This window comes from Streptomyces sp. NPDC102279 (assembly GCF_044766365.1).
Classification (GTDB): Bacteria; Actinomycetota; Actinomycetes; order Streptomycetales; family Streptomycetaceae; genus Streptomyces.
Window position 1 is genome coordinate 489751 of the sequence record NZ_JBIWLU010000002.1, and the last position, 20715, is coordinate 510465.

Here is a 20715-nt window from a genome sequence, read left to right on the forward strand (position 1 = left end):
CGTGAGCGATGCTGGTCCTGCGGCGCAACAGAGTTTCGGGGCCCCGCAAACGGTGTACTCCGGTCTCGTAAGCGACAACTTTGCACCCTTGTGCGAACCGCCGAGAGGGTCTTGGGTGGACGGGTCAATGCCGGTCCGGCCCACCAGACCCCGGGCCGGCGGCATGGTGGAATCTCAGGAGGATCCCCACATGTCCGATTCGGTGAGTGACTGTACGGAGCGACGACGCTCCACCGTCACCGAGGCCGAGGTGGAGGCGCTGGTCCATGGCATCTGCTTCAAGACCGGTCCGCCCCGCCTCCTCGGTGTGGAAGTCGAATGGCTCGTCCACGAGCTGCGCGCGCCGCGGCTCCCCGTACCGCCTGAACGTCTCGAAGCGGCGTACGCCGCACTGCGGGCCGTGCCCCTGAGTTCGGCGCTCACCGTCGAACCCGGCGGCCAGCTGGAGCTGAGTTCCGCTCCCGCCGCCTCCCTGATGGAGTGCGTACGGTCCGTGTCGGCCGACCTGGACGCCGTCCGCGCGCTTCTGCGCGAGAGGGGCCTCGGCCTCAGTGGCTACGGCCAGGACCCCTGGAACCCCCCGAGCCGCTATCTCCATGAGCCCCGGTACGACGCCATGGAGCGCTGTCTCGACCGTGCGGGGCCCGAGGGCCGCGCCATGATGTGCACGTCGGCGTCCGTGCAGGTGTGCGTGGACGCCGGTTACGAGGAGCCGGGCCCGCTCGGGCACGGGCGGCGCTGGTGGCTCGCGCACCAGCTCGGCGCGGTCCTGGTGGCCGCCTTCGCCCACTCCCCCATGGCCCGGGGGCGGAGCACGGGCTGGCGCTCCACGCGCCAGTCGCTGTGGACCGCGATGGACCCCGGCCGCACCGACGCGCCGCCCCTGGGCGGCGATCCCCGGGCCTCCTGGGCCCGGCACGTGCTGGACTCCCCGGTGATGTGCGTCCGGGCGCCCGAGGGCCCCTGGGACGTGCCGGAGGGCATGACCTTCCGGGACTGGACCCGGTCCGGCACGCCGCCGCTCCGGGAGGATCTCGACTACCACATGACGACGCTGTTCCCGCCGGTGCGGCCGCGCGGCCATCTCGAACTCCGCATGATCGACGCGCAGCCGGGCGAGAACGGCTGGATCGTGCCCCTCGCGGTGACGGCGGCCCTCTTCGACGACCCGAACGCGGCCGAGGTCGCCTACCGGACCGTGAAGCCGCTCGCGGAGCGGGCGGGCCCGGACCGGGCGCCCCGCAACCCGCTGTGGCGGGACGCGGCCCGGCTCGGCCTCGCCGATCCGGAACTGCGCGAGGCGGCGGCGATCTGTTTCGCCGCGGCGTACGAGGCGCTGCCCCGGCTCGGGGCCTCCACGGAGGTCCTGGACGCGGTGGCGGAGTTCATCGACCGCTATGTGGCGCGGGGCCGCTGCCCCGCCGACGACCTGCTCGGCGCGGACCGGACCCAGCACGAGGGCCGGTCCGACAACCGGTCCGGCGCCCGTTCCGAGGCCCGGTCCGACGGCCGCTCGTCCGGCCGGTTCGATGGGAAGGACATCAGCTCATGACCGCCCCCGTTTCGCTCACGGATCCGGAGTCGCTCAGGAAGCGTGCTCTCGAAGCGCTCGTCACCGCCCGGGAGCGCACCGCCCTCCTCACCTCGTGCGTGGAGGACCCCGACCTGACCGCGCAGCACTCGCCGCTGATGTCCCCGCTGGTGTGGGACCTCGCGCACATCGGCAACCAGGAGGAGCTGTGGCTGCTGCGGGCGGTCGCGGGACGCGAGGCGCTGCGGCCCGAGATCGACGGGCTCTACGACGCGTTCGAGCACGCGCGGTCCGAGCGGCCGAAACTGCCGCTGCTGCCGCCCGCCGAGGCCCGCACGTACGCGGCGGAGGTGCGCGGCCGGGCGCTCGACGTCCTGGAGAGTTCCGCGCTCCGGGGCAATCGGCTCACCGAGGCCGGATTCGCCTTCGGCATGGTCGCGCAGCACGAACAGCAGCACGACGAGACCATGCTGATCACCCATCAGCTCCGTAAGGGTCCCGCCGCCCTGACCGCTCCGGATCCCGCGCCCGTCGCGCCGTTCACCGGGCCGGCCGAAGTCCCGGTGCCCGGCGGCCCGTTCGTGATGGGCACCTCCACCGAACCCTGGGCGCTCGACAACGAGCGGCCCGCGCACCGGCGTACGGTCCCCTCGTTCCACATCGACACGACACCGGTCACGAACGGCGCCTACGAGGCCTTCATCGCGGACGGCGGCTACGGCGACCCGCGCTGGTGGACGCCGGAGGGCTGGGACCACATCCGGGCGCACGACATCGAGGCGCCGCTGTTCTGGCGGCGCGAGGGCGGGCAGTGGCTGCGGCGGCGCTTCGGCGTCACGGAGATCGTGCCGCCCGACGAACCCGTTCTGCACGTGTGCTGGTACGAGGCCGACGCGTACGCCCGCTGGGCGGGCCGGCGGCTGCCGACCGAGGCGGAGTGGGAGAAGGCGGCCCGCCACGACCCGGTGTCCGACCGTTCCACCCGCTACCCGTGGGGCGACGCCGACCCCACCCCCGAGCACGCCAACCTGGGGCAGCGTCATCTGCGCCCGGCACCGGTGGGCAGCTATCCGGCGGGCGCCTCACCGCTCGGCGTACGGCAGTTGATCGGTGACGTGTGGGAGTGGACGTCGAGTGACCTGGAGCCGTATCCGGGTTTCGTCGCCTTCCCCTACCGGGAGTACTCGGAGGTCTTCTTCGGGCCCGACCACAAGGTGCTGCGCGGTGGTTCGTTCGCGGTGGACCAGGTGGCCTGCCGGGGCACGTTCCGCAACTGGGACTACCCGATCAGGCGGCAGATCTTCGCCGGGTTCCGCACGGCCCGCGACGGATCCTCCTGATGTGCCGTCATCTGGCGTTCCTCGGTGACGGGGAACAGCTCGGGGCGCTCCTCGTCGAGCCGGAGCACAGCCTGTTCCGGCAGTCCTGGGCGCCCCGTCGGCAACGGCACGGGACGGTCAACGCCGACGGTTTCGGCGTGGGTTGGTACGCCGAGGGCGATCCGGTGCCCGCACGGTACCGGCGCACCGGACCCGTCTGGGGTGACGCGTCCTTCGCCGACCTGGCCCGCGTGGTCAGGTCGCGGGCGCTGCTCGCCGCGGTGCGGGACGCGACCGTGGCGGGCTCGGACGGGGAGGCCGCGGCGGCGCCGTTCGCCGCGGACACCTGGCTGTTCAGCCACAACGGCGCCGTCCTCGGGTGGCCCGGCTCCCTCGCCCCGCTCGTGTCGGGCCTGCCCGCGGCCGAGTTGCTGTCGCTGGAGGCCCGCTGCGACTCCGCGTTCGTGTGGGCGCTGGTGCTGCACCGGCTGCGCGCCGGGGACACGGAGGGGCAGGCGCTGGCCGACACGGTCGTGGAGGTCGCGGAGGCGGCCCCGGGATCGCGCCTCAACCTGCTGCTCACCGACGGCGGGACCATCGCCGCCACCGCCTGGGGCGACACCCTCTGGTACCTCGCCGAACCGGGCCGTCGCGTCGTCGTGGCCTCCGAGCCGCACGACGACGACCCGGGCTGGCGGGAGGTCCCCGACCGCACCCTTCTCACGGCGAGCCGCACCGAGGTGCTGCTCACCCCGCTCAAGGACATGAGCGACGACATGGCATCCGCACAGCGCAAGGAGCCCCGTACGTGAGCCCGTTCCTGCTGACCCGCACCCTTCCCGAGGACGCGACCGAGGCGGCGCTGCGCGCCGACGTCCTGCACGGCCTCGGGCACACGCCGAAGACGCTGCCGCCGAAGTGGTTCTACGACGCGCACGGCAGCGAGCTCTTCGAGAGGATCACCGAACTGCCGGAGTACTACCCGACGCGCGCCGAGCGGGAGATCCTGCTCGCGCGGGCGGGCGAGATCGCCGCGGCGAGCGGTGCGCGCACCCTCGTCGAGCTGGGTTCCGGCTCCTCGGAGAAGACGCGCCATCTGCTGGACGCGCTGCCGGACCTGCACACCTACGTCCCCGTCGACGTGAGCGAGAGCGCGCTGACGCAGGCCGGGCACGCGCTGATCGCGGAGCGTCCCGAGCTGAACGTGCACGCCCTGATCGCCGACTTCACCGGCGGTCTCACGCTCCCGGGCACACCGGGACCGCGCCTGGTGGCGTTCCTCGGGGGCACCATCGGCAATCTGCTGCCCGCCGAGCGTGCCTCGTTCCTGTCGTCCGTACGGTCCCTCCTGTCCCCCGGGGACACGCTGTTGCTCGGCACGGACCTGGTGAAGGAACCGTCGGTGCTCGTCGCGGCCTACGACGACGCGACCGGGGTGACGGGCGAGTTCAACAAGAACGTGCTGAGCGTCGTCGACCGTGAACTCGGCGCGGACTTCGACCTCGACGCGTTCGAGCACGTCGCGCTCTGGGACGCCGGGCACGAGTGGATCGAGATGCGGCTGCGGTCCCGTGCCGCGCAGACCGTGAAGATCCCCGCCCTCGACCTGGCCGTCGACTTCGCGGAGGGCGAGGAGATGCGGACCGAGATCTCGGCCAAGTTCCGCGCGGAGGGCGTCCGCGCGGAACTCGCCGAGGCGAGCTTCGATCTGACGCACTGGTGGACGGACACGGAGGGCCGCTTCGCGCTGTCGCTGAGTTCGGCGGTGTAGCCCTCCGGGCAGCATGGACGGCGAGCGGCCGCGTGGGTCCGGAACCGGACTCCCACGGGCCGCGGATCGGCACGTGGTGCCTCCCGGACCCTCAGGACCGGGAGGCACCGCCGCGTCCGCGCTGCGTCCCGGTCGCGCCTCGTCCCGCCGGCGTGCGTCCGCTCACTCGCCGTCCACGGCCAGGACGCGCGTGATGCGGTCGGATGCCTTGCGTGCCTCCGTCGCCGGGTCGGCTCCGCCGAGGATCTTCGTCATGGCCGTCTTGATCGGGTTGTCCGCCTCGACGGCGGCCCACTGGGGTGAGGACGGGGTCGCCCGGCCCTGCGCGGCACCCGCCGCCATGGCGGCCACACCCGGCTCGCCGGACACGGCCCCCGCGAGTTTGGACTTGTTGGGCACGTAGTTCATCGTCCTGGCCAGTTCCGTCTGCCACTTGGCGCCCGCGAGCGCCGCGATGACGGCGGTGGCACCGCTGCGGTCGTCGGTGTTCTCGGGCACGACGAGGTCGGATCCCCCGGTGAAGACCGCGCCGGGCTTCCCGGCCGTCTTGCCGGGAACGGGGAAGAACCCCAACTTGCCCTTGAGCTCCGGGTTCGTGCGCTCGATGGCCTGGACGAGTCCGGGCACCGCCACGATCTGCGCGACCCGTCCCTTCGCGAACACCCCCGACTGCGGCGGGTGTTCCTCGTCGGCGTCCACCGGCCCGTCGCCGAGTGCCTGGAGGCGCCGGTAGAACTCGATACCGCGCAGCGCGGCCGGCGTCGCGAGGGTGCCCGTCCAGTTCCCTGAGCGCGACTCCTGGGCGAGGTCGCCGCCCTCGTCCCAGATGAACCCGGAGAGGGTGTACCAGTCCTGGCCCGCGAGGTAGATGCCCTGGTTCCCGGCGGTGTTGAGGTGTTCGGTGTCGGTGAGCCACTGCTCGCGGGTCTTCGGCGGCTCCTCGATGCCGGCGGACCGGAACAGGTCCTTGCGGTAGATGACGACACGGTTGGCGGCGTACCAGGGGACGCCGAACTGGCGGGTGCCGAACCGTCCGGGCTCGGCGAGACCGGGCAGCCAGTCGTTCATGCCCCAGTCGCGCATCGACTCCAGGGTCAGGTCACCGAGTCCGCCGCCGTCGACGTACTGCGCGACCTGGGTGTTGCCGACCTCGATGACGTCGGGCGCGTCCGCGTCACCCTGTTTCAGCGCCGCCTGGACCTTGTCGCCGATCCCGGTCCACTGCTGGATGCGGATGTCGAGGCGGATGTCGCTGTTCTTGCTCTCGAAGTCCTCGGTGAAGCGCTCGAGGAACTCCTTGGAGGCGCTGTCCTTCATCAGCCACACCGTGACGGTGTGTCGTGACGGGCCGCTTCCCGGCAAGGAGCCGCATGCGGTGAGCAGGGAGGCGCTGACGCAGACGACGGCGAAAAGGCGACATTTCACGGGGGGTCCAGTTCTGTCTTGCGGACAGGGGGGAGGGGCCCGGCGTGGGGGGACGAGCTGGTGCGCTCGTACGGGTGTGTGGATTTTGGTATGGACCAATGAGGTCCGTCAAGGGCCCACCGTCACCCGGGGCGCCCCGCCGTCTCGCGCAGCGTCACCGGGTGGGGCACCGTGGAATGACGCGTGGCACTCCCGCCACGGCGGAGAGGAGCACCCGCATGTCCGACCACACCTACCGGGTCACCGAGATCGTCGGGACCTCCCATGAAGGCATCGACCAGGCCATTCGCAACGGCGTCACCCGCGCCTCGCAGACCCTGCGCGGCCTCGACTGGTTCGAGGTCACCCAGGTCAGGGGCCAGATCGAGAACGGGCGGGTCGAGCACTACCAGGTCGGCCTGAAGCTCGGGTTCCGGCTGGAGGACGCCGACTGACGCGTCACCGGGACCCCGCACGGCCTCCCGGGTCAGGTGCGCCCCTCCCCCTCCTGCGCGTCCCGCAACGCCGGTGACGCGGCGGTCCAGCGCGCCCGTACGACCCTGAAGCCGGCCCGTTCCGCGTCCTCGCAGACGAGTTCGTCGTCGTCGACGAGGACGCGGATCTCCCGGTTCCTCGCGAGTCGGCGCAGGATCTCCAGCTTGGTACGGCGGGCCGGCCTGCGGTCGTCGTTCCGCCGCATCCAGATACGGCCCTCGGGCAGGCCCTGGGCGGCCAGCCAGGCCACCGTGTCCCGCCGGCACCGCTCCGGACGGCCGGTCAGATAGACGACCTCGCACTCCCGCGCGCTGCTCAGCGCCAGCGCGACCCCCTCGGCGAGCGGTGGGTCCTGCGCGGCCGCCGCGAAGAACGCGTCCCAGTCCCGGGGGGCACTCTCCAGGAACCGCTGCCGGTGCGCGGTGTCCGCGAGGGTGCCGTCCAGGTCGAACACGGCCAGGGGCGGTCTGCTGTTCTGCTCCTTCACGCGGACCAGCCCGGACACCGGCCGAAGCGCGCCACGCGCCCGGCGCGGCGACCGTGCCTTCGCGACGGGGCCGGCCTCAGGAGGCGTCGGCCAGCCACGGCCTGACCTGCTTGCGCGCCTCGTGCAGGCGGGACTTGAGCGTGCCGAGCGGAATCCCGACGCGCTCGGCGACCTCCGCGTACTCCAGCTGGCAGATGTCGCGGTACACCAACGGCGCGACCAGGTGCGGATGTTCGCGCTCCAGCCGTTCCAGCGCCTCCAGCAGATCGATCCGGGAGCCGGCGATGACGCTCGTGGTCCTGGGGTCGACGTGCTGGGCCGCGTCGATCTCCTCGGGCCGCTCGGCGGCCCGGCGCTTCAGCTCGCGGTACTTCTGCCGGGCACAGTTGGAGACGACCGTGTGGAGCCAGGTGCTGAAACGGCTGCGGCCCTCGAACGTGGTGATCTTCCGGGCCACCTGCAGGAGCACGTCCTGGGCCGCCTCCTCGGCGTCCTCACGGCAGGGCAGAAAGCGTCCGCAGCGCCGCACGACCTCGGGCCGGACCTGCTGGAGCAGCACGTCGAGAGCGTCCCGGTCACCGGCGGCCGCCCGCAGCGCGAGTTCCTCGGTCCCCGCCGCGTCCTGCACTGGATGCTCCCCTCGGAGTCGATCAGAGGCCAGGCATGATAGTCGCATGCACTCCCTGGAACGGATCGGCCGCTACCGTCTGGACCGGCGCCTGGGCGCCGGCGGTTTCGGCGTGGTCTGGCTCGCCCACGACGACGACCTCGACGCCACCGTGGCCCTGAAAGTGCTGTCCGACAACTGGGTCGACCGGCTGGATGTCCGGGAGAGGTTCCTCGCCGAGGCACGGCTGCTGCGCAAGGCCGACTCCAACCGGGTCGTGCAGGTCTACGACATCGGTGAACTCCCGGACGGCAGGCCCTACTTCGTCATGGAGTACGCGGACGGCGGCACCCTCGCCGACCGGGTCGCGGCCGGACCGCTGCCGGTCGCCGAGGCCCTCCGGTTGACGGCACGGGCGGCACGGGGCGCGGCGGCCCTGCACGAGGCGGGCATCGTGCACCGCGACATCAAGCCGTCCAACGTCCTGCTGCGCACCACCCCCGGCGGCTCCGACCGGGTGCTGCTGGCGGACCTCGGGCTGGCGAAGAGCCTGGCCCAGGCCTCCGGGCTCACCATGGCGGCGGGCTCCGCGGGCTACACCCCGCCCGAGCAGGCCCAGCCCGGTTCCGGGATCGACGCCCGGGCCGACGTGTACAGCCTGGGCGCCCTCGGCTACCACCTCGTCACCGGTGCGGTGCCGGGCCCGCCCGGGAAGGTGGAGCGGCCCGACCGGCTCCGCACGGACCTCCCGGCGGACGTACGGCGGGCGCTGCTGCGCGCCATGGAACCCGACCGGGAGCGGCGCTGGCCCACCGCGGCACGGTTCGCGGCGGAACTCGAGCGGCTGGCCGACCAGGTGTCCGCCGCGGACACCTCCCGACGGTTCCGGCCCCGGCCCCGTCGGCGCACCGCGCTCCTGGCGCTGACGGGCGTCGTCGTGGCCGGTGCGGTCGGTGTCACCGCCGTCGTACTGACGCGGGATCCCGGTTCGAAGACCGTCCGGGTCGAGGACCGTACCGGGCGGGTCTCCGCACAGGTGCCGGTGTCCTGGGGCGGCCAGGTGCGCGACTCCGGCTGGAATCCGCGGACGCTGGGTCTCCGGGACGGCACCGAGCCCGGACTCGCCGTCGCGAACCACCTCACCCGCTGGCAGGACCTCCGTTCGGGCGGCGTCGACGGCGCCTTCGTCGGACTGAGCGAGCACGGCGACGTGACCGCCGAGGTCCGCGCTCTCGCGCACACCGGATGCCATTACGCCGGCAGCCGCCCGTACTCCGGCGCCCGCTGGCACGGACTCATACGGACCTGGGACGACTGCCGGGGCGACGCCGGGTCCCTCACCGAGGCGGCGCTCACCCCGGCGGGCGGTGCCGCTCAGCCCCAGGTCTACGTACAGATCCGCCAGGAGAGCGGCGACCGGGACGCGGTCGACGGCGTGATCGGCTCCGTACGGGTGACGGCGGTCTGAGTCCCGTCGACGGCGCTGCTGGGCCGGCCCGGCGAAATTCGTCGGCCGATCCCGCGAACTTTTCGCTCCGGAGGTGCATCGGAGAAGGGTGACGGGGCACAACGCGCCGTGCGTGCGGGCGAGAGGCCCGTACGAAGAGAGACCAAGGAGTGGTGACATGTCGACCTTCCGGCGCGCGGTGGCGGACACGGACCGGCCCGACGCGGTGTCCGCACGCCGTCTTTCCCCCACCGCCCGGCGGGCGGCGCTGCTCGCGGGTGTGGCGCTGCTGAGCGTGCTCACCGCCTGCGGCACCGACACCCCCAGCGGATCCCCGAAGAGCCTGTCCGGTACGGCCGAACCGGCGTCCGGCGACACCGGCACGAACACGGGCTCCGCGGGCTCGTCCGACCACACCGCGAGCTCCACTCCGGACGACACCGCGGCGGGCACCCCGACGGACGCCGCGTCGGCCTCCGCCACCGCGTCCTCGGGCAACGCCTCCACGGCGAGCAGCCGGTGCCACACCTCCGAACTGCGTGCCTCGGTCGGCGGCAACGACCCGGGCGCCGGGCAGGAGAACTTCCCGGTCGTGCTGACCAACCGGTCCGGGCGCACCTGCACCGTGCGCGGCTATCCGGGGGCGGCGTTCGTCGACGCGTCCGGCAAGCAGCTCGGCCCGGACCCGCAGCGGTCCACCGACTCGGTGACGACCGTGAAGCTGGCTCCCGGGCAGAGCGCCTGGGCGGGGCTGTCCTTCTCCAACCCGGAGATCAGCGGCGCCCACACGGCGACCCCCGCCTCGCTGGTCGTCACACCGCCCGACGAGAAGGACTCCCTCACGGTCAAGTGGAACCAGGGCAAGGTGCCGGTGTCGGGCAACTCCTCGTCGGTCCGCCTCACGGTGGTCCGGGTCGGCAGCGGCGCCTGACCGTCGCCCGGTCCCGCACGGACCTCGGGGGCGGTGTCTCCCGGGCCCCTCAGTTCCCCGGGCCCGGGATGGCGGTCGTGGGAGCCGCGTCCGCGGGGGATCCCCAGTTGACGAGTTGCGTCCGGGGAGAGGGCGAGGCGGTGTCCAGTGTCCAGCGCTGGGCCGGTTCGTCGTCGTCGCGCGTCTTGAGCACGAGCGCCGACTCCCCTTCGACGGCCGCGGGCACGAGGACCAGGTCCTTGTTCCAGCGCGCCACCAGCCTGCCCTGAGGGGTGAGGTCGTAGCGGACGTTCTTCGCCCCCGGTTCCGACGCGCCCGCGCAGGGTGCCAGCCGGACCGAGTAGCTCAGCTGCGAGTCGAGACAGAGACCGGGTTCGGCGGCGTCGCGCAGCAGTCCGTCCCGGCCGTACGACCAGGTGCGCGCCGAGTCCGCGTCGCACGGGGTGAGCCGGGTCTCCACACCGTCCGCGGCCTCCGTGCCGGCGATGCCGACGCACAGCCCGGTCGCGGTGTTGCGCAGGAGGGCGCCCGCGGCGCCGTCCGCCCGGCCGCCGGCGCCCGTCCAGGACGGTGTCGAGCCGGTGTGCGGACGTGGCGCTCCCGAGGAGCCGCCGCCGTCCGCCTTGCCGCTCGGCCCGTCGAAGCCGGCACCGGCGGCCCAGAGCACCAGCGGGACCAGGATCAGCGCGCCCACGGTCACCACGGCGAGCGTCACGTTCCGGCGGCTGGGGCCGCGTCGGGCCCCCTTGTGCGGCGTGGCTCTGCGGGACGGCTTCGCGCGGGTGCCGGAGGGCGACGTGCTCCGGCGGGAAGGGCGTTCCCCTCCGGTTCGCGCCGGAGCGCGTCGACGGGACCGGGCGCCGGCGGCGCGCGACGGTGACGGCTCGCCGGCCTCGGGGCGGGCGGTCGTGCTCGGCGCGGACCGTGGCGGGAAGGCCGGGAGCGGGGGCGGTCCGGGCGCAGGTGCGGCGTCGGCCCGGGGGTCGAACTCGACGATGGGATCAGCTCCCTGGGATCCCGTGCCCCAGCCGGTCCCGGTGCGTGGCGTGGGCCCGGACCGGCCGGCCCGGTCCTCGGCGCCCCGGCCGGTCCCCGGTGCGTCCGCCGCGGGGGCGGCGGTGGCCCGTGTCCGGCGCGACGCCGCATAGGGGCGGGCGCCCCACCCGAGGACCGCTTCGGCGAGCGGGACGGCGAGCGAGCCGTTGAACTGGTTCAACTGGTCGGCCGCGTAACGGCAGTGCCCACATCGGGTCATGTGGAGGCGCAGGTCGGGGTCGAGGTCGGCGCCGCCGCGCCGCAGGGACACGTCCAGCATGCGGTGGTAGCGGCGGCACTCCCCCTCGGGGGCGAGTTCGCGGTGGATCTCCAGACAGCTCTCGCGCAGGCGCTCGCGGGCGCGCCGCAGTTCGGCGGGGGCGTCCGCCACCGGCAGCCCCAACAGGGCCGCGGGGACGGCCAGTCGCTCGCCCTCGGTCTCGCCGTGCCACAGCAGGCAGCGGGCCGCTTCGGGCAGCCGCTGGAAGGCCCGGGCCAGCAGCCGTCTGCCCTCCGGCGGCAGCAGCGGGTCGGTCTGCGGGTCGGTGTGGTCCACGTCGGCGAGGAGGTCGGGCGCGAGCAGTTCGCGCCGCTCGTCCGTGAGCCACTCGCCGGCCATCCGCCGCACGGTGACGAGCAGTTGGGGACGCCATGCGGCGGTGGGCCCGCCCTGGTGCAGGGAATCGCCGAACAGCCGCGTGAAGGAGGCCGTGGTGAGCATTCCGGCCGGGCCCACGCCGACGGTGCACAGCCGCGCATAGGCGAAGACCGATTCCCAGTGGCGGTCGAGCAGTTCTCCGACGGGTTGGTTCGCGGGCGTCCCTCCCGGGCTCTTCCTCAACTCGGCGGCGAGCCGCGCGTCCGGGACGACCTCGGGCAGCCGGCCATGGTCGGGGGAAGAGGACGGCACTCCGTCATTCACGTCCGCTTTTCCTTCCGAGACAACGCGTCATCAAGTTCCCGCTCACGCAAATACGGACCCCCGGCGAGGCCGGACGATCCGCCCTGGAGAGGGGCCGCGCCGCGAACGACCACCTGGGGCGGCCCTGGGGCGAGGGGGAACGGGCGCGCCGTACGCGCACACAGGCAGGCGAATATTGTCCGCACGCCGACAAGCCCCACCTTTGCACAGGCCGGGGACCCGGAACAAGTGAACCCGGAATTCTCCTAATGGGGCGCGGGGCCGGGATATTGACCAAATGTCAGCCCGGCCCGCGCGAAATGCAATTCGGAATCCCGCGGACTCGCGAATCGCCCCGGTCTCGCCACAATGGGAGCGCTCTCACGCGCTCGTTCGAGCGCGCCCGATTCCCGAAGATGTCCCCGGCGGGTACCGGATCAGTGGCCGCTGATCGCCCGGGGCGCGTAGGGCTGTTCGAGCTCCTCGGTCTCCTTGTCGGTGAGTTCCACGTCGAGCGCGGCGACCGCGTCGTCGATGTGCGACGGCTTGGTGGCTCCGACGACGGGTGCGGTGACGGCGCTCTTGCGCAGCAGCCAGGCGAGCGCGATCCGGGCGCGCGGCACCCCGCGCTCCGCCGCGACGCGTGCGACGGCGTCCACGACCTCGCGGTCGCCCTCCTGGTACAGCTTCCTGCCGAAGCCGTCGTTGCGGCTGCGTTCGGTGGCGGTGTCCCAGTCGCGGGTGAGCCGGCCTCGGGCGAGCGGGCTCCACGGCAGGACGCCGACGCCCTGGTCGGCGCAGAGCGGCAGCATCTCGCGCTCCTCCTCGCGGTACAGGAGGTTGTAGTGGTTCTGCATGGAGACGAACTTCGTCCAGCCGTGCAGGACGGCGGTGTACTGCATCTTGGAGAACTCCCAGGCGTACATCGAACTCGCCCCGATGTAGCGGGCCTTGCCCGCCTTCACCACGTCGTGCAGGGCCTCCATCGTCTCCTCGACGGGGGTCGCCTGGTCGAAGCGGTGGATCTGGTAGAGGTCGACGTGGTCGGTGCCGAGGCGGCGCAGGCTGTTGTCGATCTCGGTCATGATCGCCTTGCGGGACAGGCCACGCCCGTTGGGGCCGTCGTGCATCGCGCCGTTCACCTTGCTGGCGAGGACGATCTCGTCGCGGCGCGCGTACTCGGCGAGCGCCCGGCCGACGATCTCCTCGCTGGTGCCGTCCGAGTAGACGTTCGCGGTGTCGAAGAAGGTGACTCCGGCCTCCAGCGCCTGGCGGATCAACGGACGCGAGGCCTCCTCGTCGAGGGTCCACTCGTGCGTGCCGCGGTCGGGGAGACCGAAACTCATGCAGCCCAGGCAGATCCGGGACACGTCCAGACCCGTCGAACCGAGCTTCACGTACTGCATGCTCATTCCTGCTTTCCCTGGCGGTGGGGTGGGGAGAACCGAGGACTGTTCCCTGCCCGCGGAGGGCGCATCGCAGGCCTACTCGACCGGCCCTTCCACGTCGTCGTACATCCGGGCCGACACGATCAGGCCGTCGCCGCCCCGCGCGCAGACCGCGAGTCCGGGCTGCGGTGGCAGGTCGGCGTCGCCCCAGCGGTCGCAGATGTACTCGAAGGCGGTGCGGGTGCCGTCCTCGGTCACGGTGCACAGTTTGAGCGGGATCCCGCCGCCGGCGGCGAAGAGGGCGTCGTACAGCTCGGTCAGTTCCTCGGGCCCCGCGTGGCGGTACGTCTCCTCGGAGGGCCCGCGGAAGGTGCCGTCCGGCGCGAACGCGGCGACGGCCGCGGCGGTGTCGCCCGCGTCGAGGGCCGCCGTGTAGGCGCCCACCGCGCCGGAGGCGTGTACGGCCGGGTCGGGCCTCAGCATCGGGCGGCGCACGACGTGCCGGCCGAGCAGGGGCCAACGGGAGTGGTGGATGCGCACCGGGAGTTTGGAGGCGGGGTCGACGGCGACCGCCACGGGCACTCCGGCGCGCTCGCCGTCGGGTCCCTCCAGGTGCACGATCCACTCGCCCACGGCCCGCCGCGCGCCGATCGTGGTGGCGACCTCCTCGATGTCGACCTTGTGCTCGGCCCGCCAGGTGTCCTGCACCTCCAGCCAGGCGGCCAGGACGGCCACACCGCTGATCCGGCCCGCCTCCGGGTCGTCGAGGGCGACGGGTACGGTGGCCGACGCGGGGTCGCGCAGCGCTTCGGCGAGGTCGGCGGCGCCGATCCGGTCGACGAGATCGGCGATCTGCGGGATCCAGACCATGGGGACTCCTGGGCGGTGCCGAGTGGTCGTGCGGTGGTCTCCCCCGCGGTCGTCGTCGATCGCGGGGCGGTCGTCTTCGATCGTGGGCCCGTACACGCCGGGGCGCGACCTCAGCGCGTGGAATCGGTGGCGTGCCCGGGGTGTGCCTGCGGGCACGGGCCGTCCCCCGGCGCAGCGCCATGTCCGAATACCGCCGGACGCGGCGCCGGGCAAGGCGCACTGTTGGGGGTGAACACAGCTTGGGACCTGGGAAAGGAACCGGACCGATGACGGTCTACACGACGATGGACAGCCCGCTCGGCCCGCTGCTGCTGGTGGGCCGCGAGTCCCCCACCGCGAAGGGCGGGACCGCGCTGGCCGCGCTGTCGCTGCCCGGCCAGAAGAACGGGGCGGTCGTCCAGGACGGCTGGCACGAGGACCCGGACGCCTTCCGGGAGATCGCGGCACAGCTCCGTTCGTACTTCGAGGGCGCGCTGACCTCCTTCGACATCGAGTACGTGCCCGGCGGCACCGACTTCCGGCAGCGCGTCTGGAAGGCCCTGGAGGACATCCCGTACGGCACCACGCTCAGCTACGGGGAGATCACCGCGCGGATCGGCGCGCCCAGGGCCGCTGTCCGGGCCGTCGGTACGGCGATCGGCGCGAACCCGCTGCTGGTCGTCCGCCCCTGCCATCGGGTGATCGGCGCGAACGGGGCCCTCACCGGGTACGCGGCGGGTCTGGAGCGCAAGCGGCAGCTGCTGGACCTGGAGAACGTGCCGGTGTGATCGACGGCTCCCGGGGCCGCCTTGCCCGGTCCGGGAGCCCGGGCGGATCATGGACGGCGCTGGGAACCGGCGGAGCGACGCCGGGACGACGGGTGACGAGCGACCGGAGCGGCCATGCGGAGCGAGCGACGCCACGACTCCCCCTCGGAGGCGGGGCCACGCGGCGACGACGTGCGCTTCTCCGTGCTCGACCGCTCCCGCGTCCGCGAGGGGCACGCACCGGCCGAGGCCCTGCGCGACAGCGTCGAGCTGGCGCGTGAGCTGGAGCGGCTCGGATACCACCGGTTCTGGGTCGCCGAGCATCACGGTGTACCCGGTGTCGCCGGGTCCGCGCCGACCGTGCTGGCCGCCGCGGTCGCCGCCGCCACCCGCACCCTCCGGGTCGGCACCGGGGGCGTGATGCTCCCCAACCACCGGCCGCTGGTCGTGGCGGAACAGTTCGGTGTCCTGGAGTCGCTGTTCCCGGGGCGGATCGACATGGGGGTCGGCCGTTCCGTCGGCTTCACCGACGGTGTGCGCAAGGCGCTCGGCCGCGACAAGGACGCCGCCGGGTCCGAGGACTACGCGGCCCAGCTCGACGAACTTCTCGGCTGGTTCCGCGGCACCTCGCCGACCGGGGTGCACGCCCGCCCCGCGGAGGGACTGACCGTACCGCCGTTCGTGCTGGCTCTCGGCGAGGGCGCCGCCATCGCCGCCCGGGCCGGTCTGCCCCTGGTCATCGGGGACCTGCGGAACCGGGACAAGATGCGGCGCGGCATCGACGAGTACCGCGAGACCTTCCGTCCGTCCGCCTGGGCACCGCGGCCCTACGTCGTGATCTCCGGCACGGTCGCCGTCGCCGCGAGCCCCGAGGAGGCCCGGCGGCTGCTGCTGCCGGAGGCCTGGTCGATGGCGCACGCCCGGACCCACGGCACGTTCCCGCCGCTGCCGCCCGCCGAGCGGGTCGAGGCGCTCACCATGACGGCGAGGGAACGCGGCTTCTACGAGTCCGGCCTGACCGGCCACATCGCGGGCACGGAGGAGCAGGTGGCCGACGAACTCCGTACGGTCCTGAAGGAGACCGGCGCCCAGGAGGTGCTGGTCACCACGAGCACGTACGACCGGGCGGCTCTCCTCGACTCCTACCGCAGGCTGGCCCGGGTCGCGGGGCTGGCCCCCGCCTAGAATCGTGGGGTTTGCCCGCCCGCCCCGATCGACGCCCGGCATCGAAGGTCCTCAGGCCTCCGGTACCGGGCAGCCCCAGGAGTCCGCCGATGCCCCTTCCCGACGGCAGCCCGCACGACCCGTACGTCCGCGTCCGCGGTGCCCGGGAGCACAACCTTCGGGGGGTGGACGTCGACATCCCGCGGGACGTGCTCGCGGTGTTCACCGGTGTGTCCGGGTCCGGGAAGTCGTCGCTGGCGTTCGGGACGGTGTACGCCGAGGCGCAGCGCCGGTACTTCGAGTCGGTGGCCCCGTACGCGCGGCGGCTGATCCACCAGGTCGGGGCGCCGAAGGTCGCCGAGATCACGGGGCTGCCGCCCGCGGTGTCGCTCCAGCAGCGCAGGTCGGCGCCGACCTCCCGCTCGTCGGTGGGGACGGTCACCAACCTGTCCAACTCGCTGCGGATGCTGTTCTCGCGGGCCGGCGACTATCCGGCGGGCGCCGAGCGGCTCGACTCGGACGCGTTCTCACCGAACACGGCGGCCGGCGCCTGTCCCGAGTGCCACGGCCTCGGTCAAGTGCACAGGACGAGCGAGGAGTTGCTCGTCCCCGACGCGTCCCTGTCGATCCGCGAGGGCGCGATCGCCGCCTGGCCGGGCGCCTGGCAGGGCAAGAACCTGCGGGACGTCCTCGACGCCCTCGGGTACGACGTGGACCGGCCCTGGCGCGAACTGCCCGCCGCGGAGCGGGAGTGGATCCTGTTCACCGAGGAGCAGCCGGTCGTCACCGTGCACCCGGTGCGGGACGCGGAGCGTATCCAACGCCCCTACCAGGGCGCGTACATGAGCGCCCGGCGCTACGTCCTGAAGACCTTCTCCGACACGAAGAGCCCCACGCTCCGGGCCAAGGCCGAACGGTTCCTGTCCGCCGCCCCCTGTCCCCTGTGCGGCGGCAGGAGGCTGCGCGCCGAGTCGCTGGCGGTGACGGTCGCGGGGCGGACCGTCGCCGAGCTGGCCTCGCTGCCGCTGACCGAACTCGCGCAGTCCCTCACGACCGACTCGGAGACCGCCCGCGTCCTGACCGAGGACCTCGTCTCGCGGATCGCCCCGGTGGTCGAACTCGGCCTCGGCTACCTCAGCCTGGACCGGTCCACCCCGACCCTCTCGGCCGGTGAACTCCAACGACTGCGCCTGGCGACGCAGTTGCGGTCCGGGCTGTTCGGCGTGGTGTACGTGCTCGACGAGCCGTCCGCCGGTCTGCACCCGGCGGACACCGAGGCGCTGCTCACCGTGCTGGAGCGGCTCAAGGCGGCGGGCAACTCGGTGTTCGTCGTGGAGCACAACCTCGACGTCGTGCGGGGCGCGGACTGGCTGGTCGACGTGGGACCGCAGGCGGGCGAGCACGGCGGGCTCATCCTGCACAGCGGTACGGTGGCCGGGCTGGAGTCCGTGGCGGAGTCGGCGACCGGGCGTTTCCTCTTCGGCCGCACCCCCGCTCCGGCCCGTCCGGCGCGGGCACCCCGTGGCCAGGTGAAGGTGGGCCCCGTCACCCGGCACAACCTGCGGGACGTCACCGCCGAGTTCCCACGCGGGGTGCTCACCGCCGTCACCGGCGTCTCCGGCTCGGGGAAGTCGACGCTGATCGGCGAGGTCACGGAGGAGCTGGCGGGCGTCGGCCGGCTCGTCGGCGTCGACCAGAAACCCATCGGCCGTACGCCCCGCTCGAACCTGGCGACGTACACAGGGCTGTTCGACGTCGTACGCAAGGTGTTCGCCGCCACGGAGGACGCGCGGGCGCGCGGCTACGGCGTGGGGCGCTTCTCCTTCAATGTGGCCGGCGGCCGCTGCGAGACCTGCCAGGGCGAGGGCTTCGTCAGCGTGGAGCTGCTCTTCCTGCCCAGTACCTACACCCCCTGTCCGGACTGCGGCGGCGCGCGCTACAACCCCGAGACCCTCGAAGTGGCGTACCGGGGACGGAACATCGCACAGATCCTCGACCTCACCGTCGAGGCCGCGGCCGTGTTCTTCGCCGACACCGACACCCCCGCCGTGTCGCGGAGCCTCGAGACCCTGCTCGACGTGGGACTCGGGTATCTGCGACTCGGGCAGCCCGCGACGGAGTTGTCGGGCGGTGAGGCGCAACGCATCAAGCTGGCCAGCGAGTTGCAGCGGGTGCGCCGGGGACACACCTTCTACCTGCTGGACGAGCCCACGACCGGGCTGCACCCCGCCGATGTCGAGGTCCTGATGCGGCAGTTGCACGGGCTGGTGGACGCGGGGCACACCGTCGTGGTCGTCGAACACGACATGGCCGTCGTGGCGGGCGCGGACTGGGTGATCGACCTGGGCCCGGGCGGAGGCGAGGAGGGCGGCCGGATCGTGGCCGCCGGCCCGCCCGCCCGGGTGGCCGGCGCGAGGGACAGCAGGACGGCGCCCTACCTCGCCCGCGCGTTGGGGCAGGACGAATAGGGCGCCCGTCTCCTGTCCCTGGCGGACCGCCGGGGCGCCGACACCCGCCCGGCAGGGGCGGGTTACCGAGGAAGCTGCCGGACACCGGCCCGCGCCACGTGGTCGAACCGCCGTACGGCCGCCCTCAGGGATGGGCCTCCGACGACGGACCGGTACCGGTGCGGGGTGGGCTTCCCTGCGCGGCGGCGGCCAGGGCGCGCCGGTCCGCGTGGCCGTCGGGGGCGAGCGTGGGCCGCAGGTCGACCTCGGCCACCAGTCCGCGGGCCGACACCACCCGCCAGAGCGAGGTCAACAACGCGTCCTCGCCGACGAACGCGGGCGTGGTGCTCGCCGTTCCGTCCGCGAACCGGTAGCGCACGCGCACCGGCTGGACCGGTGTTCCGGCGTCCAGCGCGGCCTGGAAGACGGCCCTGCGATAGCGGCCCTGGGCGCGGCCGCACCACGTGCTGCCCTCCGGGAACGCGACGACCGCCGCGCCTTCGTGCAGGGCCTCCGCGATCCGCCCCACCGTGCCCGGCAGCGCGCGCAGCCGGTCGCGGTCGATGAAGAGGGTGCCGCCCCGTGCCGCGATCCCGCCGACGACGGGCCAGCCGCGCACCTCGGTCTTGGCGAGCATCCGCGCCGGGCGGACGGCGGCGAGCAGCGGGATGTCGAGCCACGAGATGTGGTTGGCCACGATCAGCAGCCCGCCGGTGGGCGGAGCGGCCCCGGTGATCCGCGTACGGACTCCGGCCGCGCGCACCACGACGAGGCACCAGCGGCGGATCCACCGGTCGCGCCGGGCCGCGCGCAGACGGCCGACGAGCGGGGTCAGGAGCACTCCGACGAGGACCACCAGGAGAAGTACGCCGAGCCGCAGCGCGGAACGCGGCACGCCCGCCCAGGGCCGCGCGGACTGCACGCAGCCGTGCGGGGAGCACGGCGCACCGGGCAGCCATGCGCTGCCCGCCGCAGCGGTCGGGCGCCCGACCGGCCCCCGGGGCGCAGGGACCCCGTCGAGCCCTCCGGCCGGGGCGGCGACGCCCGGCCCTTCGGCGGGACGCGGACGGCTGTCACCCACACCCACACCGGCACCGGGCGGAAGCGGCGCCGAGACGCGCAGTCCGGCGGCGCGGGACACCGCGGTGCCCGGCGGACCGGTTCGCGAGACCGCCCTGCCCGCCACCGCGGCGGGCGTCGCGGTCGTGCGGGGTGTGCTCATCACGCGGGGACGAGGGAGAGGAAGTGGCGGAGGTAGCGCGGGTTGACCTGGCGCATCGACAGCAGGACGTACATGTCGGCGACGCCGAAGTCCGCGTCGAGGGCGGGCTCGCCGCACACCCACGCGCCGAGGCGCAGATAGCCGCGCAACAGCGGGGGCAGTTCGGTGCGGGCGGGCCGGGTGACGCCCTCGGGGTTCCAGGGCCGCAGCGGGCGGATCCGGAACTCCTCGGGGGCCAGGTGCTTGTGCCGCACCCGGTCCCAGGTGCCCGCGGCGAGGGTGCCGCCGTCGGCGAGCGGGACGGAGCAGCAGCCCGCGAGCCACTCGTGGCCGCCGTCGACCATGTACCGGGCTATGCCGGCCCAGATCAGGCCGATGACGGCGCCGTCGCGGTGGTCGGGGTGGACGCAGGAGCGGCCGACCTCGACCAGGCCGGGGCGGATCGCGGCCAGCGGTCCGAGGTCGAACTCGCTCTCGGAGTAGAGGCGGCCGGCGATCGCGGCGCGCTCGGGCGGCAGCAGCCGGTAAGTGCCGACGACCTGCCCGGTCTCCGTGTCGCGGACCAGCAGGTGGTCGCAGTAGGCGTCGAAGGCGTCGATGTCGAGGCCAGGCTCCGGGGTGTTCAGGAGAGCGCCCATCTCCCCGGCGAAGACATCGTGGCGCAGCCGCTGCGCGGCCCGGACGTCGGCCTCGTCGCGGGCGAGGGTGACGGTGTAGCGGGTGGGGGTGACGGGCTGGGCAGGGCTGTCGAGGGTGGAAACGCCGGTCATGGCACTCTCCTGGTCACGGGCCGTTCGGCGGAGGGGTCCCCCCGCTCGGGCGGAGCCGAGAGTTCGGGGGGAGGCAGACCGGATCCGTACGGCCTGCGCGCTCCTGTTCTTCCGATGCCGGTTGGCGTGCGCGTGACCTGTGCCAGGAGGGCGGATGTGAGGATGCTGAATGGCAGGGGT

At 73.4% G+C, this 20715-nt stretch carries 18 protein-coding genes; 10 read left to right on the forward strand and 8 right to left on the reverse strand.

The window, feature by feature from the left end; genetic code table 11:
• Window positions 1-190: 190 nt before the first annotated feature.
• The 4 genes from egtA to egtD are packed head-to-tail and all read left to right on the forward strand — an operon-like array spanning window position 191 to window position 4621.
• Window positions 191-1552: an ergothioneine biosynthesis glutamate--cysteine ligase EgtA gene (egtA, locus tag ACIRQH_RS05725; RefSeq protein ID WP_358819763.1), complete on the forward strand. Its 1362-nt coding sequence runs from the start codon at window positions 191-193 to the stop codon at window positions 1550-1552.
• Window positions 1549-2871 (forward strand): ergothioneine biosynthesis protein EgtB, encoded by a 1323-nt coding sequence (egtB, locus tag ACIRQH_RS05730; RefSeq protein WP_404224369.1) that lies wholly within the window; start codon window positions 1549-1551, stop codon window positions 2869-2871. The genes egtA and egtB overlap by 4 nt, the downstream gene beginning before the upstream one ends.
• A complete protein-coding gene (gene egtC, locus ACIRQH_RS05735) occupies window positions 2871-3662 on the forward strand; it encodes an ergothioneine biosynthesis protein EgtC (RefSeq protein ID WP_388870897.1) in 792 nt (263 codons plus the stop codon). Before egtB ends, egtC begins: the two co-directional genes overlap by 1 nt.
• Entirely contained in the window at window positions 3659-4621 is a 963-nt protein-coding gene (gene egtD / locus ACIRQH_RS05740; RefSeq protein ID WP_404224371.1) for an L-histidine N(alpha)-methyltransferase, read from the forward strand. The genes egtC and egtD overlap by 4 nt, the downstream gene beginning before the upstream one ends.
• Before the next feature lie 162 nt (window positions 4622-4783).
• Here egtD and ACIRQH_RS05745 read toward each other — a convergent pair whose 3' ends face one another.
• Window positions 4784-6046, reverse strand: a complete 1263-nt coding sequence (locus tag ACIRQH_RS05745) for an extracellular solute-binding protein (RefSeq protein WP_404224373.1) — start codon at window positions 6044-6046, stop codon at window positions 4784-4786.
• A gap of 218 nt (window positions 6047-6264) precedes the next feature.
• On the opposite strand from ACIRQH_RS05745, the gene ACIRQH_RS05750 reads away from it, so the two are divergent.
• Window positions 6265-6480 (forward strand): dodecin, encoded by a 216-nt coding sequence (locus ACIRQH_RS05750; RefSeq protein ID WP_358819768.1) that lies wholly within the window; start codon window positions 6265-6267, stop codon window positions 6478-6480.
• 32 nt (window positions 6481-6512) lie between these two features.
• Here the strand turns inward: ACIRQH_RS05750 and ACIRQH_RS05755 are convergent, their stop codons facing one another.
• Together ACIRQH_RS05755 and ACIRQH_RS05760 are read right to left on the reverse strand one after the other, a co-directional pair.
• On the reverse strand, window positions 6513-7025 hold the full coding sequence (locus tag ACIRQH_RS05755) for an HAD family acid phosphatase (RefSeq protein ID WP_404224375.1): 513 nt from the start codon (window positions 7023-7025) through the stop codon (window positions 6513-6515).
• 58 nt (window positions 7026-7083) lie between these two features.
• A complete protein-coding gene (locus ACIRQH_RS05760; protein WP_358819769.1) occupies window positions 7084-7635 on the reverse strand; it encodes an RNA polymerase sigma factor in 552 nt (183 codons plus the stop codon).
• 46 nt (window positions 7636-7681) lie between these two features.
• Here ACIRQH_RS05760 and ACIRQH_RS05765 point away from each other — a divergent pair, with 46 nt between their 5' ends.
• Window positions 7682-9082, forward strand: coding sequence for a serine/threonine-protein kinase (locus ACIRQH_RS05765; protein WP_388931715.1), 1401 nt, complete (start codon window positions 7682-7684; stop codon window positions 9080-9082).
• A 157-nt stretch (window positions 9083-9239) separates the two neighbouring features.
• Window positions 9240-9992, forward strand: a complete 753-nt coding sequence (locus ACIRQH_RS05770; RefSeq protein WP_404224378.1) for a DUF4232 domain-containing protein — start codon at window positions 9240-9242, stop codon at window positions 9990-9992.
• A gap of 49 nt (window positions 9993-10041) precedes the next feature.
• Here ACIRQH_RS05770 and ACIRQH_RS05775 read toward each other — a convergent pair whose 3' ends face one another.
• The 3 genes from ACIRQH_RS05775 to ACIRQH_RS05785 form a co-directional block, all read right to left on the reverse strand.
• Window positions 10042-11949 carry a ricin-type beta-trefoil lectin domain protein gene (locus tag ACIRQH_RS05775; RefSeq protein ID WP_404224380.1) on the reverse strand — a complete coding sequence of 636 codons (1908 nt, stop codon included), beginning with the start codon at window positions 11947-11949 and terminating at the stop codon, window positions 10042-10044.
• 416 nt (window positions 11950-12365) lie between these two features.
• Window positions 12366-13334: an aldo/keto reductase gene (locus ACIRQH_RS05780; RefSeq protein WP_404224555.1), complete on the reverse strand. Its 969-nt coding sequence runs from the start codon at window positions 13332-13334 to the stop codon at window positions 12366-12368.
• Window positions 13335-13412: 78 nt separating this feature from the next.
• Entirely contained in the window at window positions 13413-14186 is a 774-nt protein-coding gene (locus tag ACIRQH_RS05785) for a nuclear transport factor 2 family protein (protein WP_358819773.1), read from the reverse strand.
• A gap of 266 nt (window positions 14187-14452) precedes the next feature.
• Between ACIRQH_RS05785 and ACIRQH_RS05790 the strand changes: the two genes are divergently transcribed.
• From ACIRQH_RS05790 to ACIRQH_RS05800, 3 genes are all read left to right on the forward strand, one after another.
• Window positions 14453-14953 carry a methylated-DNA--[protein]-cysteine S-methyltransferase gene (locus ACIRQH_RS05790; protein ID WP_388870920.1) on the forward strand — a complete coding sequence of 167 codons (501 nt, stop codon included), beginning with the start codon at window positions 14453-14455 and terminating at the stop codon, window positions 14951-14953.
• A gap of 114 nt (window positions 14954-15067) precedes the next feature.
• Entirely contained in the window at window positions 15068-16117 is a 1050-nt protein-coding gene (locus tag ACIRQH_RS05795; protein ID WP_388931721.1) for an LLM class flavin-dependent oxidoreductase, read from the forward strand.
• Window positions 16118-16206: 89 nt separating this feature from the next.
• Complete coding sequence (locus tag ACIRQH_RS05800) at window positions 16207-18564, forward strand: ATP-binding cassette domain-containing protein (protein WP_404224383.1); 2358 nt, start codon at window positions 16207-16209, stop codon at window positions 18562-18564.
• A gap of 124 nt (window positions 18565-18688) precedes the next feature.
• Here ACIRQH_RS05800 and ACIRQH_RS05805 read toward each other — a convergent pair whose 3' ends face one another.
• On the reverse strand, window positions 18689-19765 hold the full coding sequence (locus tag ACIRQH_RS05805; RefSeq protein WP_404224557.1) for a 1-acyl-sn-glycerol-3-phosphate acyltransferase: 1077 nt from the start codon (window positions 19763-19765) through the stop codon (window positions 18689-18691).
• Window positions 19765-20535, reverse strand: a complete 771-nt coding sequence (locus ACIRQH_RS05810) for a GNAT family N-acetyltransferase (protein WP_388931727.1) — start codon at window positions 20533-20535, stop codon at window positions 19765-19767. The genes ACIRQH_RS05805 and ACIRQH_RS05810 overlap by 1 nt, the downstream gene beginning before the upstream one ends.
• Between the last annotated feature and the right edge of the window lie 180 nt (window positions 20536-20715).